General features: G+C 57.9%; 8 protein-coding genes. 3 read left to right on the plus strand and 5 right to left on the minus strand.

The features are described 5' to 3' along the window. Positions 1–124: 124 nt before the first annotated feature. Both LI337_RS08910 and LI337_RS08915 read right to left on the minus strand, forming a co-directional pair. Complete coding sequence (locus tag LI337_RS08910; protein WP_227229496.1) at positions 125–2689, minus strand: phospholipase D-like domain-containing protein; 2565 nt, start codon at positions 2687–2689, stop codon at positions 125–127. Then, positions 2686–4617, minus strand: coding sequence for a hypothetical protein (locus LI337_RS08915; protein WP_227229497.1), 1932 nt, complete (start codon positions 4615–4617; stop codon positions 2686–2688). The genes LI337_RS08910 and LI337_RS08915 overlap by 4 nt, the downstream gene beginning before the upstream one ends. A gap of 252 nt (positions 4618–4869) precedes the next feature. Between LI337_RS08915 and LI337_RS08920 the strand changes: the two genes are divergently transcribed. Beyond that, positions 4870–7455, plus strand: a complete 2586-nt coding sequence (locus tag LI337_RS08920; RefSeq protein ID WP_227229498.1) for a PD-(D/E)XK nuclease family protein — start codon at positions 4870–4872, stop codon at positions 7453–7455. Continuing rightward, a complete protein-coding gene (locus LI337_RS08925; RefSeq protein WP_227229499.1) occupies positions 7452–10331 on the plus strand; it encodes a UvrD-helicase domain-containing protein in 2880 nt (959 codons plus the stop codon). Before LI337_RS08920 ends, LI337_RS08925 begins: the two co-directional genes overlap by 4 nt. Before the next feature lie 32 nt (positions 10332–10363). Here the strand turns inward: LI337_RS08925 and LI337_RS08930 are convergent, their stop codons facing one another. From LI337_RS08930 to LI337_RS20355, 3 genes are all read right to left on the minus strand, one after another. Further along, positions 10364–11689: an McrC family protein gene (locus tag LI337_RS08930; RefSeq protein WP_227229500.1), complete on the minus strand. Its 1326-nt coding sequence runs from the start codon at positions 11687–11689 to the stop codon at positions 10364–10366. After that, positions 11682–14291, minus strand: a complete 2610-nt coding sequence (locus LI337_RS08935; RefSeq protein ID WP_227229501.1) for an McrB family protein — start codon at positions 14289–14291, stop codon at positions 11682–11684. Before LI337_RS08935 ends, LI337_RS08930 begins: the two co-directional genes overlap by 8 nt. An 81-nt stretch (positions 14292–14372) precedes the next feature. Then, positions 14373–14447 (minus strand): hypothetical protein, encoded by a 75-nt coding sequence (locus LI337_RS20355; protein ID WP_465269966.1) that lies wholly within the window; start codon positions 14445–14447, stop codon positions 14373–14375. Between the two features lie 611 nt (positions 14448–15058). On the opposite strand from LI337_RS20355, the gene LI337_RS08940 reads away from it, so the two are divergent. Beyond that, positions 15059–15418 (plus strand): MarR family transcriptional regulator, encoded by a 360-nt coding sequence (locus LI337_RS08940; RefSeq protein WP_227229502.1) that lies wholly within the window; start codon positions 15059–15061, stop codon positions 15416–15418. Positions 15419–15465: the final 47 nt, after the last annotated feature.

Genomic DNA, 15465 nt, shown 5'->3' on the forward strand with positions numbered 1-15465 from the left:
TGACGTCGGACTCGCTGATCTCCCAGCTGTGACATCGAATCTACCACGTAGACTGAATGAATCAAATTGTGAGTCGGCTACGATCGGCCACACTGAATTAGCGAGTAACGGATGCCAATGTATGCTATAATACAGACTCTACGGCCCTACGTTTACCAGGAGGGAGAAATTCAGCTCTGTTATCGAAAATGTGCTCGATTGTGTTTGTCGATTCACCCGCGTCCCGTACTTCGCGTATCGCCTCCGGACCAGCATACAAGATAGATCGAGCCAGTATCTCCACAACGGCCTCTCGAAGCCGTGACTCCGAGAGGTAGCGAGAATTTGCGTGACGTCGTAATCGAGCGCTATTTTCTATTGTCTCAATGAGAGAGGTGGTAGCGTCGGTGATCTGGGTCGTTAATCTGGTGAGATCCTCACTACTGAATAACCTCGCAGAAGGGTAGCCAACAGGGCAGCATTCGTTTATCAGTTGTTCGAATGCCCAGCCGTACTGTTTGTGATATTGATCAACATCATCCGCGAGATGGGCGTCCATCACGATCGCTGCAAACAGCAGGTTCGGAAGCAAGTTAGACTGGATCTCTTTGAAGATTTCTTCAGGTACCTCGGAGGGAGATTTGCCAAGTTTCAGATTGTACAAGTACTGTTCCAGTAAACTCTGAACCCGACCCTCGGAGCGATCAGTGTACACGTCATGGAGACAGTTGACAACGTCTTGTGTCGGAACCGTTGGATCCGGAACTGCCGAATCAAGGATCAGCAACTGGAGCGAGACAGAATTGATTGCCCGTAATCGATGACTAACGGCTGTTGCGCAAGGCTCTGATTGGGAGGTCTGCCTAACGTAGGTCCGGAGCTCTTCCTGCCAGTTTTCCAGATAGGTTACCAACAGATCATTGGGATCATGACTTGACCCCGTATTCCAGGCGGTCAGTCTGAGGCCCCCCCGTGGTCCGCTGTCCGACTCCTCGCGGAGTCCGCTGGGTTCAGCAGGAGTATCTGCATCGCTCCGATTGTTCAGAGCTTGGAGTAGTGCTGACATTGAGTCGCGGATCGTTTCCTGATCTTCTCCCTCACTGAGATACAGTCCAAATACCTGCTCAGGCACCGCTGTCGTACCGGATTCGGTGAGTTCCTCAGCCGTTGCTGTATTACTGTCCGGGGTGTAGACTTGGAGCCATCGCGGATTCGATGTGGTCCCATCAATAACAAGCCGAGCGACACCCCCCAGTCTGAATGGCCCATTCGCTTCCTGCTCGACGTGGCGACTTGAATACTCGAACGCAAGCCGCTGATCGCTCGACTGTGATTCGATTCCCTCGGTCTGATTCCACTCAAGATCTATCGGCGAAAGTCCGTAGGTGTCAGTTGGCGCATCCTGACGAGCTCCGATCTGGAGTGTGCCCTCACCTGATTCGAGGGCTGACTTAAGTTCTGGAGACACATCTCCACGGAGTTTGACTGTCCCACCATCGAACGATCCATATCGGTGGTAGCTAACGTTTGAGAGACTCACTACCGGGCCGGCCTTTTCTGTTGGAGTCGGCTCACGACTCTCGAACAAACCGTTGAGATCCGCCGGTTCGAAATCTTCGGCAGTTGTAGGAATGGCTTTTTCAAATGGATTTGCTTCAAGTAAATATGCGAATCCATCGAGTCTCGGCTTCCGACGGAAAAGCGCCGTCTCGATATTCCCTCCGTTCTTTGCTGAAGAGAGCAGGGCAGCCTGCGAGGCGTTCGGGCTACCACTCAAGCAGTAGGTGGCCTTCTCAGTCCGGAAGACAAGCAGTTTACCGTGGACGTAGCGGTGGCTATCATACTCGAGTGCAGCCGTACCGTCTCGTTGCAACCATGTGGCAAAGGCATCCGAGTCAAGTTGGCTTCTGTCTCTCTGCAGCCAGAGTGTCGTCTCAATCTCTTTGGACATGAAGTACTCCGGGACGCGCATTGAGGTTCCATAGAACGGAGCGATAATGTCCACCGATTGGAGCTGTTCTCCTCGATCCTCGATCGCCGCAATGGCCTGTTCGAGGATTGGCTGAGAGAGTGAATGGAATAGTCGTGTTGCGTCCGCAGTCGAGGTCAGCTGGGTAGTATCGATATCATGGACCCATGCGGCAGCTCCGAGCGTGTGGTCGATTGTCTGTCTCGTCGCCGAATCGACTGTTCGACCAAATTCGCTATTGAGGAGTGTATGGAGGTACTCTTCGAGATCGCAGTAGAGCCTCGCTTGCATAGCTCGTGTAGCCGCTGACTCTGATCCGGTCTCGTCACCGTCGGGATCAGCAGGAAGCGTAAACTGAGTTGCAATTTCTTGATTTGTTGTCAGTCCAGGATGAGTCAGGTTCCCGCTTCCGACCATGACCTGGACACGATTCTGACCGGTAAGCAGGTGCACCTTCGGATGGAAGGTTCGGTTGGTCGGTGGACGGATTGGACTGACGTGATAGGCTTGGCCAAGTGCAGTGCCAGCGGTCTGTCCAAGTGTCTCTGTTGGCTCATCAGGTGCAATTGAATCCTCATACTGGCGCTCATCCATCAGGACCGCTGTTCGAATATTCCGTCGTTTCGATCGGAGAGCTGGAAGGGCGGACCGCTCGAAGAACCCTGGCGAAAACGGGAACGTCGTCAGTAACGCCCCCTCCATGACACGCTGATCACTGGCTAGCCATTCGAGCAGGCTCATCTGGATGCCTCCATGAAGCTCCCGATGAATGCCCGACCAGACTCAGTCAGTGACAACGAATCCAGACGATTGGTTTCGAGGAGATCGAGCTCATAGCCGATATCACCGATTCGGTGCCATTTGATTGTAGGTGCGTTCGGTAACCCTCGGTTGTACAGGTCGCCATCATTGACCTGATAATCAAAAGTCAGTGTTCCATCGGTGTTCAGGTGAAGCAGCTGTGGACTCCGGCCATTCGAATCACCGATCTTCTCGAAAAGGCGCTCGAAGTATTCAGTCAGTGTCCACCGCTTGGCGAATGCAGCGGTCGTGTAAGCAAACGGTGATCCCTCCCAGTCCGCACGGTTCGTTGCAAGCGATGGGAGCATCTCGCAGTCATTCGCAACGTCCCAGCACGTTTGTGGCCCGGGATGGTCATGTGCCGTTTTGAACCATGCCAGAAACGGTTCGAGAGGGTCAGTGACAAAATATTCTTCATACCTAGTACTGACCCGAGCCAGTAGCACTGCCGCGAGGGCAGCCACTTTGCGGTACTCAGCGACCGTACTTGCATCGGCCAGTACCGACTGCAATTGATGCTTGTAGGCGCGTTCGCTGTGGCCGGTGAGGCTAAAGCACGACTCCTCGGACGTCTCAGTATCCGCTGCAACAAGGCGGGAGGTAACATCGGCCCAAGACATATCCGTCAGACTGGGCCCATCGGGTAGCGTCGATTCGAAATTTCCGGTTGGTGCCTCCCCAAAGTAGACTGCATCACGCACGTCATTCAACGTTGACCTATCCGCCCCGGGATCGATAGCAAGGTTGATTCCTTCTAATGCGCGGCCGGCAACCGAGTCGAACTCATCATGGTCAAATAGGGATGATAACACATCTGATGGGAAGATGGGTTCCAATTCTCGGATTACCCCTTGGACTGCTAGAAACAGTGCTTGAATTCCATATGACGCATATTCAGCATGTATCAAGAACCGCCACACTTCACGCGCATCAGTCAGGTGCTCGAAAGACGGCGATGCGGTTGGCCGTCGATCAGCCCAATCTCCGGTCGCTAACAGCAGAGTCAACGAGGATCGAACAAATTGATGCCGTCCTTCCTCAAAGAACTGTTCTAGATTTTCACTCCCCATCTCCACATCAGCTGCACTGACGCCTAATAATTCGGCCTCAATACTTGCTGTCTCAAGTTGCTTAGAATCGGTCAGCAGGAACTCCCGGAGGTGCAACTGCTCCGGTCCCGACTCCTGATCGAACTGAAGAGAATCATACTCGACTGTTGGCGACACTAGATACCAGTATGCATTCCGCAGAATCTCGCGCTCCTGTGAGGAGATCTGGCAGAAGCACCCGGAATTACAGACTCGCTCTATCAACGATCTTGATAGCGTTTCAGCTTCGACTGCTGCCTGCACGGATTCAAACTCAAAGGTCACGGCGGCGTCATAGGCGTCTGCAAGAGCCTGTCCAAGAGGTGTTACTGTCTGGTCGTTTTCGAGCAAAAGGAGGTTGTAAAAGACACCCGAATAATACGAGTCGAATCGAGCTGTATCCTCACTCCCGATAGAAACGGTCTCAGCGTCAATCGGGACCTCGTCAATACTATCATCAGCCAACGCTTCCGAAAGCTCATCAGGAGGGTTCAGAGTCCCATTTGTGCTCGTTCCCTCTTCTGGACAGGCATGCGGATCGCTGCCGAGAAGCACCACTTTCTCGTAGAGTGCACGATCAGTTGGCGCATCGCCGTCAAGGTTCGCCGTCACCCAACACCAAAATGAGAGATACCTGAGTCGCTGGGTGACCGCCATGCTGAGTATCGGGTGAAACATCCGGGACTGGAGAGTAGATTCGGTCGATTCGGCCCCGAGTGGATCCAAGACTCGCATCGTCTCGGACTGACTAGTCCACTGCGGGTCCAGTGTACGTGACATTCAATCTAGATGCTTATAGCCAAGATAAAAATCCTTTGATATATTTTATAATACAAGAGAACTTAGCTTAAGCAACTTTCGTCAAACCCTTTAACTCCAGTTAATCAGGGGTCTACAGCGACTCCACTATTATTGACACGGTTAGCGCGAGGTTGATGAGTATACCGAGAGACAACAGCCCATCCCAGAGAATGAAGTCAGGTTCTTATTCCTTCTATCAACCTTTATTAGTTGACAGCAGTCTTTTCTGTCGTGTCATTTCCTCGGGCCAAACCGATCGACGCTCTCTACGAGGAGGTCGCCGAATACGACCTCGTCGTGGTGCCGGACGCGCCACTGGCCAGCGCGTTGAACCGCCGGATCGACAGGCCACACCTCGGCTCGTTCGCGATAACGCCGCGTCGTCTCGCGGCGGGGCGCCGGGAAGAAGCCGAGGACAGGATCGCCTTCCTCGAACTCGTCGAGCAGACAGACCTGGACTGGAAGCGCGCCGCGTACGCCATCGGGAACATCCTCCAGTGCTGGGAACACCAGGGCCGTCTCGACGCGATTCTCGAGTACGACGAGTACGTCGACGAGGCGACACGGCAAGCCGTCCAGCACATCGCCGACCTCGAGACGACGTCGCGGCGACTCACCGAGTATCGAATCGACGACGGTCAGGACGTCGCCGTCGTGGGCGCCGACCAACTGACCCAGCTAGAGCGCTCGATTCTCCCCGAACACTACGAGACGTACGACACGTTCGGGGAGCAGGAGTTCGAGCAGCCCCCGTTCCACATCTTCGACTCCTCGACGGCGATCGTCGAGACGGTCGTCGATGCCGCTACCGAGGAGACTGCCGGCGACGTCGCTGTCGTGCTCGATCAGGGGAGTGAGTTCTCTGCGCTCATCGAGTCTGCCTTCGAGGCCGAGGACATCCCGTTCTACGGTGGCCCCGGCTTCATCGACCAGCCGGACCACCGCACGTTCGTCCAGTTGCTTCGTGCTGCACACGGCGGCACCGATACCCGTGTCGGCGAGATACGGCCGCTGCTCGCACGGCTCGACGTTTCTCTGGACGTCGAACACGACGAGAAACGGCTGTACGAACTCGACGACCGTGATCTAAATTGGCTCGTCGATTTCTGTGAGCGAATCGATTCCCGGACGTTCGCCGAAGCACTCGACAGGTTCGAGGACAGAGCAGACTGCCAGCTCGAGACGTTTCGTGAAGAGCTGGAGACGCTCGGCATCGCCGGTACACGCGCGACCGAGCGCGCCGTGGATCGACTCATGTTCTACCTCCAGAGTTACGAGGTCCCCGTCGACCGTGAGAACGAGGGTGTGTTGCTCGCGGACGCGAAGTCGGCCGCCTACGTCGACCGCCCGGTCGTCTTCTACCTGGGACTGGACGAGGACTGGACGCACTCGGCGCCGCGCCGACCGTGGGTCGACCAGGACGCCCAGTACACGCGCAACATCCACCAGTTCCAGCTGCTCCTCCAGAGTGGGACGACCCAGTACTACCTCGTGCAGGATGCGAAGGGTGGTTCACCCGTGACGCCGTGTCTCTACTTCGAGGAACTGCTCGACGAGGAGTTCGAGCGCTTCAGCGATCTGGACTCGGAGACGCACACGCGACGATTCGATCGGTCTGGTGATGGATTCGGGAAGGAGTCGGTCGACGCCACCGTCACCGAGGTATCGACCATCAGTCAGTCGAGTCTCGGGAGCTACGTCAATTCGCCTCGGGACCACTTCTTCGGGAGACTCGTCGACGGCCCGGACAAGGACTACTTCAAAGAGGGGAATCTCTTCCACGACTTCGCCGAGTTCTACATCCACCACCCGGAGTTCGTCGACGAGGACGTTATCGACGATACTGTGGAGTACATTCTCGACGCGACGCGGCCGTTCGTCCGGTCGGTCGACGAAGCGACGAGGCGGACGAAGTACCGCGCCGGCCTGGAGACGATCACCACGTTCTTCGATGCGAACAGGCCGGTCGACGGCGAGTTCCTCACCTCCACGAGCCAGTGGGGACAGAACATCTTCGCCGAGCGCTTCGACAAACCCGTCGACTCGCCCATCACGGAACGGTGGTTCGAGAACGAGGACCTGGGGCTGAAAGGCAAGATCGACCTGATTCACTCGCCGTCACGGTTGGTAGACCACAAGAGCGGGAGCCGCAAGAGTGCCTCCCGAGTCGTCAAGCACTCGGCACTCGATCCGCCGAGTGACACACCGAACTTCCAGGCACTGCTGTACCTCACTCACTGGCGGTCACAGTACCCCGACCAGGAACTCGAGTTCACCTTCTTCCACTTCCTCGAGACGCTCGACGACGTCGTCACCGGCGAGGTCGACCTCGACGATACACTGACGACCGTCTCCTACAAGCCGCAGACGTTCGCCGAGTACGCGCGCTCCGAGGCGGTCTTCGACGAACTCGTCGCAGACGGCGCGAACGACTGCCAGAAGACCCTGAGCCAGGTCGACTACGAGGACTACGCGGCCGTCTTCGACGACGTGGCGCTGCCAGACACGACGGACAGCGACGAGCTGATCGCGTCGGCGTTCGGCGAGCGATTGACGGCCCGAATGAAAGACCGCGTTGGCGACTACAAATACGTCGAGTCGGGGTGTAAGCAGGCGATGCGGCAGTTGACGCGCGTTCGTGGACAGACCTTCTTCGAGGACGACCTCGACGCGTTCGAGACGTTCGTCGACGAACGTCTCGAAGAGTTGAATCGGCGACGTGCCGGCGAGGAACGGTTCCCGGTCGACGGACTCGGCGGTGAGCCGAACTACCGCTACGTGGACAACCGCGACCTCCTCCTGGAGGGTGACCGATGACCGACCTCAAACCGAACGACCAGCAACGGGAACTCATCGACAGCACGGACGGGCTCTACCTCGTCGACGCCGGCGCCGGGACGGGCAAGACGTTCACCGTGACGCGGCGATACGCCAACGTCGTCTCTCAGGACGGCGTCGACCCTGACGACGTCCTGCTGGTGACGTTCACGAACAACGCCGCGGCCGAGATGAAAGAGCGGATCGTCGGGAACTGTCACTACGGGATGCGCGAACTCGCAGACGCACCGATCCAGACGTTCCACTCGCTGTGTCACGATCTCCTTGAAGAGCACGGGCACGCCGCGCCGACCTACCTCGGCATCGACGACCGCATCACTGGCTCGACGCGGATCGTCGAGGACGAACTCGTCGAACAGGCGCTGTTCGGCGAATTCATCGACCGATTCAGCGACGACCACCCCGAGTACGACGACCACTTCCGTGCGCTCTCGAACCCGGAGGAGCTACTCGACCTCATCAACCAACTCGCAGCGAAAGGAGTATTCCCCGACGCCGAGGGGTGGTACAGAGACAGCGAGCGCCACCTCGACGGGGACTTCGCGGCGTTCGCTCGACAGTTCGACGAGTTGAACGAACCACGGAACGGCGGGAGCAAGCAGTCGATACTCCGGTCGAAGCTCTACCAATACGGTCAGAACAAGACCTACCTGCCGGATGCGCCCGAGAAGTCGGAGATTCGCGGGAGCGGCAAGCAGGTGCCCGACGAACTCGCGTCGCGGGTTTTCGAGGAAGACCGCGAGGAATTGAAGCAGTTCGTCCACGATGTCTACCACGAGTACCTGCGGTTCGCGCTACGGCGGAACTATCTGAACTTCGGGATGCTCCAGCTGTTCGCGTTCGTCCTGCTCTGTGAGAACCACGAACTGCGCGAGGACGTCGCGTTCGAGTACGTGATGATCGACGAGTTCCAGGACTCCAGTGAGATCCAGTTCAAACTCGCGCTGTTGCTCTCGGGGACGAACAACATCTGCGTCGTCGGGGACTGGAAACAGAGCATCTACAGCTTCCAGTACGCCGACGTCGACAACATCGTCGAGTTCGAGAGCCGACTCGACCGGTTCGTCGACCAGCTGAACAGCGATCGGGAACGCGTCTCGTTCTCCACGAAGCCCGTCACCACCATCGAACTCGTCGAGAACTACCGCTCCACCCAGGAGATCCTCGACTTCTCGGAACACGGCCTGCGAGTTCCCGCGGCGAATCGCGACGACGTCGACGTTGAGTCCATTAACGACCGAATCGTCTCACTCCAGTCGAACGCGGACCACGAGAACACGACCATCGAGGCCATCCAGAGCGACGAGGAGCAGGAGGCAGTGCTGGCGAAGATTCAAGAGATCGTCGGCAACGAAACGTACCGCGTCGAGGACGAAGACGGTGATCTCCGGGAACCACGGTACGGGGACATCGCCGTGCTGACGCGCACTCGTGACTTCGGCCGCGAGTTGCTCGGGACCGCCGAGGAGTACGGCTTGCCGATGGCCTACGAGGGGGGTATCGAACTGTTCAGGACCGATCAGGCGAAACTCCTGCTCGCCTGGCTGCGCATCCTCGAAGACGACGTCGACCGCGGCTGGGCGGTCACACTGGAGCGAGCCGGCTACACACTCGACAAGGTCGACGCGATCCTCGAACGCGAGACGTATCCCGAGAACATGGTCGAGTTCCGCGAAGCGCTCCGGGGGATGGAGACGCTGGGCGGCGTCGCACGGCGTGTGTTCGCCCGCTACGGCTACGACGGGCCGACCGCCGACGTCGTCCTCCACACGCTCCAGTCCGTCCACAACGCGACGACACAGACCCGAGGTGACCTCATTCGGTTCATCGAACGGTCCATCGAGGCCGGCAGCACCCACGAAGTGCAGGCGGGTGCGGGGACGAACTCGGTGACCGTCCAGACGATTCACGCCACGAAGGGCCTCGAGTATCCCATCGTCATTCTCGCGAACATGAACAGCGGGCGCTTCCCGCCGGGCGGCGGTGGGAGCGGGGTCATCAGCTACGACGACCCGGTCGGCTTGCGCCAGCGGAAGGTGTACTCGGAGGAGGCCCACGGACTGCCACACGTCTACGACGACTGGCGGGCCGACGTCCTGCGGAAGTGCCTGCCTCGCGAGTACGACGAGGAACGCCGGCTTCTGTACGTCGCCATCACACGCGCCGAGAGCCACGTCGTCTTCACTGCTGGCGAGGAGCCGAACACCTTCATCGAGGAACTCCCGGTCGAGGTGGAGAGAGTCACGCCCGACGTCACAGAGACCACCCAAGAGAAGACCGAGCAGACTGCCCTCCAGGTCGAGATGTCTGTTCCAGCGGGCCCACGAGGCCACACGCCGCACACGCTCATGCGCGATGACGTCTTCGAGGACGTCGAGGGTGGCCGGGGGACCGAGTTCGGCACGCAGGTCCACGACTTCGCCGAGGCGTACGCACTCGATGAGGGTGTCGAGCCGCGGAATACTGACGAAGAACACGTCGAAGCGTTCCTCGACGGCCTCGATGGCGACCTGCTGGTCGAAGAAGACGCCTACCTCCCGCTGTCTGTCGGCAGTGAGCGCGTCACGATTTCGGGGGTCGTCGACCTCGTGCACGTGACACCGGATCGGGTCGAGATTGTCGACTACAAGACCGACCGTGGGCGACACGGTGAGGCGGAGTATCGCAAGCAACTGAGTGTGTACTACCGGGTCGCGTGCGAGGTCTATCCCGAGCGCGAGATCACTGCCAACATCTTTTACACGGAGACTGGAGATCGACAGGAGATCGAACCACTCTCTATCGACGAACTACGGCATCTCGTCAAGACAGTAGAACCAACTACAGGAGGCGGTGGTCAGGCGAGAGAGCAGTGACTGTGTGGTCTCGGGAACGTCCAGCAGGGAGACTAGGCGTACTCGGTTCGGTCGTGAACGGACTCTGAGGCTCCCTCGATCGCGTTCAGATACTGGCGGGCGCTCTCTTCGAGAGCCGTGACGTAGTCGTCGTACGTATCTACGTCGGGGTTGGTGGCGAGTTCGATCGATCGCAGTGGGTACGTTCCCATCACGCTCGACTCTTTTCGCTCACCACCCGTCTGCGGATAGACGATCGCACCGGGAGCTTCGAGGGCCAAAATATACGAAGTCAGCTGGTACACGTCGCCTGAAGAGGTCGATCCTGTTTTCCACTTGGCGTCAGCCACGGTGACTGGCGTGCCATCGTCACGAGTCACGAGTACGTCGGGGCGCATTGTTACTGCATGTGGGCCTTCGACGAGGTTCGGTATCGAGGCCTGTCCTTCTACCTGGAGATTGCTGATGTTCTTCGCTGCCGCTCGAAATGCCCGTTCGACTATCCGCTCGAACACGTCGTTCATATTGACGAATAGCGCCAGCGAGCGGCGCTCTCCCGCCCGCACGTCTTCGAAGAACTCGCGTGCGAGGATCAACCGTGCCAGTTCGAGTAGTGCCTCGTAGTGGTCGTTCAAGCGTGAGAGCTCGATCTGCCGAAGGTCGGTCATCGAAACCGGTTCCACAGAAACGAACTCCCGAAGCTGTTGCTCCTGCTGTTTCAGTCGACTAGATAGCTTCTCATTCTGCACGAGCAGCAAGAGAATCCGTAGTGAGGCGAGAACCGTCTGGTTCAACAGGTTGTCCGTAGTGAATTCGTCGTACTCGACTGCGAAATCGGTCGTCACGGCGGTCGGTCGCTGGAGCTGTCGCTGTACGTCTATTCGGCCTTGAACGTGGTTCCGAATCTCGCGCCTCCTGGTGTAGTCACGGTGAAGCCCGTGATCGAGGACGGTCTGGAGTTCAGCCTGGAAGAGCACGCCGAGTGCATCGAAGAACGACGATGCACTGGTGAACGACGTCTCGAAGTCGAACGTCTCCACGGGTGTATCGAACGCGTACTGTAGCGCCCAGAGCAGCCGTGTCACCGTCTGTTTTGGCGTCACTTCGATCTGTAGCCCGCTGGGAAGCGTGATCGTTCCCACGTGAGAACCGGTTTCGATGATCACCAAACCGTCGCTGGTGAATGAGGTGTCGAGCGGCGTCGTCTGGCCCAGATCGTCGAGTGACTCCAGGAACGTGATGTCTCTCTGGCCGAGTTCGATCGGGTGAGAACTGTCGTGCTCTTCGAGCGAGACGACGTCTCCATCACGGTTCGATCCGGCCCCGCTTTCTGCTCGGATCGGTGACCCGAGTCGACCGGTGGTGACGGAGTCACTCATCTCGGAACACCCGCGCTTCTTCGACGAACGACCGAAGGCCTCGTTCGAGAGCCGTAACCTCCTCCTCGGTGAGTTCGTCTATGGCGAGTGTAGGTTCGGTGAAGGAGCCATCGTCTCCTGCGTCCGGGTTCCAGTTGTGCTCGTAGCCGTCGATGTCGTCGAAGACGTGGCCTGCTCGTTCGATGAATTCCCGAGTGAGTGGGTTCTCGTCCCGGTCGTGTAACCAATTCCACCGGAATCCGATTTCTCCCTTCTGATCGATCTTGATGATTCCGACACCGGGATCGACATCGTCCGACTTCACCATCACAGACGCGTTGTTCTCGCCTCGGCCCGCGTCCAACCAGCCGACCTCTTCACCGACGTCGAGTACTCTGTCGATCTGTGCTGCCGACTCGTCGTTGAGCGTCGACGGTAGTCGTTGACGGAACGTGTCGGGTGTTCGTTCCCCGGCAGCCCACGGATCTTCCGCATCTTGCTGTACTGTTTCGGTAGTACCCCCATCAGACTCAGCAGCGACAGATCGAGGGAGTGGGACGGGATCGTCTATACCCGCGAGGTCGCACAGTGCACTGTACAGGTCGTGGACGTCGAACGATCGAATCCGTTCGGTGTCCCAGTCTACCAGTCGATCGCCCGTCTCACGCAGGAGCTCGTCACGAAGGCGGTCGAACTGACCGAAGTAGTATTCCTCGAGCTGTGGGAGGATGTCGTAGCGCCAGGCATCGGAAAGCTCCTGTGCCGAATCGTGGCCGAGAAGATGCGTGTGTCCCAACTGCTTTCCCTTCCCGAGTTGCGGGGCTTCCAAGATACGTTCGTTCAGCGTTCGAACTGCGAGAACACTGGCGCCCAAGAGACGTTCTCTGGGTTGGACTGCATCAGAGCGTTCTGTGACAGCGCTTCGTGGCTCGGTGTTTTCCGTGTCGTACTCCCCGAACACCAACTCCATGTTCGGCGGGAAGTCGATGAACCGGAACCGCCGACGTAGTGCAGTGTCGACCAGCGCGATCGACTGGTCGGCCGTGTTCATCGTCCCGATGACGTAGAGGTTCGACGGAATCGTGAACGTCTCCCCCGAGTGGGCAAGCTCGGTCTCGAAGCTATCCCGCTTGTCGGCTTCGAGGAGCGTGATCACTTCACCGAGTATCTGCGCGAGGTTTCCGCGGTTGATCTCGTCGATGATGAGGACGAACGGCGGTGGGCTCTCACCGTCCTCAGTCGCTCGCAGGGCGTCGGATGCATTCTCGGCGATCTTCTTCAGGACACCGTCTTCGACTCGGTAGGAGACGCTCCCGGAGTCGGTCGCATCGGCAGTCAACCCCTCGATGAAGTCCTCGTATGAGAACGAGGGGTGGAACGTGACCGACCGAACCTGACTCTGTGTCGGTTCGCCTTCGGTTCGCTCATTTACCCACCAGTCGGCGAACCGCTTCGCCTCGAACGTCTTACTCGTACCAGGTGGACCGTAGAAGACGACTTGCTTCGCGATGTCGAGCTGGCGTTCGACTACGTCAGCTATCGGCGGTCGCTCGGGCCGGTTCGGTTCGGTGATTCCGTTGAGAGTGTGGTAGCTCTCAAGGACTGACTCGAACTTCGAGAGTACGTCCCCCGCAGTCACGTCTTCTTCGGTTACCCGTTCGAGGTCGCGTTGCTGCTTCCACTCCCCACCACGCTTCTCGTCGCCAACGTGGAGTCCGTACGAGAGGCGATCCCCGTGGAACCCCAGATACAGTTGGTACGCTTCAGTCTGGCTCTCGTGGGTAGCCGGAAATATCGCTAGCCATGCGAAGTCGTCGAGTTTGTGACGTGGCTCTGAGTGATTGACGATATGCTGGGTCGACTCCAATGCGCCACTCTGCTCGAGAAAAAAGTCGGATAACGTCTGAAGGTACGTATTCAGTCGAGGCTTGTAGTAGTCGTAGTATAGCTGGCCGACCGTAGTGAACGGCGTATAACCCTGAGCGATGTTCTTCTCGTGACTCTCGTTCTCTTCGTCGATGAACGTAACCAGTTCGTCGATCGTTAACCCGCTTTGCGATTTAATCGACTGAAGTGCTCGGAAACGGACTCCGTTGATCTTGTCGTCGCCTTCGTACTGGTTCGCTTTGGCCGTCAGATAGGGTCCCGGAAGACGTCGAATTGCCTCGAAGAAACTCTTCGTCTCCTCAGGTCCCTCTTCCAGGAGTTCCTGTCGGTACTCGTGAATTCGCTGTGAAGTCTGCCGAACGGATTGGAGAAGGAATGTTGCGAAGGATTCGGGAACAGGATCGGCACTGATATGCTCGAAGAACCGTTCGAGGTCAGCAGGTTCGACACTGAAGCTGTACTGATCGTTGAGGTTTTTCGAGAGGCGCCTGACCAAAGTCTGATAGAGGCTCCGTTTTTCCGCAGCTGTTAGCGTCTCGATCGTCTCAACAGCTGCGTTGTTCAGTCGTTCTTCTCTCGCGGGTCCCCAATCAGCGAAATAACGTAGTACTCCCCGAAGTGCGGCTTCCGAGTAATCTGTCTCCTCGGTCGTACTCGGAACGGGAACGAGGTGATACGCGTTTTTCAGTTCTTGTGTATCAAAGTAATAGCCCTCAATTTCGAGTGTACTTGGCATCTACCGGGACATGAGTGTTCTCTGGCATAGGTGTTTTCGTGGAAGGAGTTTCGATGCATCCCGAATTCGGAACGCGTGGACTTACTGCTCGTGACTGGTGTTTGAGTCGGCGAGACACCGGGTGAGACAGAGTGCCTGCTCGGTATCGTCGGTAATCGCCCCCGCTGGCTGATTCGACGTTCCGGGGCTGACCGTCTCCCGGAGCGTGACCGTGGGCGCATTCGATCTCGGAAAATAACTCTAACTCGGCCGGGCAACCGGGGGCGTCACTAGAGGGGATGCTCAGTAAGACGTTCTCTACCTGCTGACTGTTGATACTGCGACCCACACTACCCGGTCGCAAAAGTGGTCCTAACGGTAGGAGGCCGATCTAAGCTCTTCTCAGTCTCCGTCTCGTAGTTCGCCACTGACCTCCACGAGGTGTTTTCGCTTCCGTCCCGTCACCTCACAGCTAGTTCACCCATCTCCCTCAACCTGATACTGAAGTCTCGAAAGCTGTCTCTCGACGGAAGACCATCTGTATCGGGAACTCGTCGCCACTCACATCGTACTCAGGAAGCCGCTGCAACTCGTCTGCAGGAGCACATGCAGTCAGTGCCAGTAAGTGTGCATCGAGCAGGTCGTCGACTCCTGCATCCTGCTCGGCCTGTTTCAAACTCTCCGCGAGCGAGCGCCAGTCATCCCTCTCGCATCTCTGGGCACTGAAACACCGATCCACGATCCCAACATGCCAAACAGCTATGTTCCAACACCTCCAGCAGTGGTCTATGTCGGGCGGTCCCATCGATATCGAGGAGTTCGAGAGCGCCGATGCCGACGAGTTCGACGAACGGACTGACACCGAGCGCATCGTGCTGTTTCTCGACGACCACGACGACCGAGCGTGGAAGGCGGCGACGATCGCAGAGCGACTCGGGCTAGATACAGACGCACTCAGTGCGATTCTCTCGCGATTGAAGGAGCGCGGTCTCGTGCGGCACAAGCGCCCGTACTGGGCGATCACTGACGATGCAGAACGGCTCCACGCTACGTATCGGCTCCATCGCCACTACGAGACTGCAGACGAACAGTACGGCGACGAGACGCTCGAAGCACTCAAGACAGACGAGATGGACGACGTACAGTGACCGCGTTCGCGGACCTGGACCGTGGTGACGTCGTCTGGGCGTATCGA

The organism is Salinirubrum litoreum (genome assembly GCF_020567425.1).
Lineage (GTDB): Archaea > Halobacteriota > Halobacteria > Halobacteriales > Haloferacaceae > Salinirubrum > Salinirubrum litoreum.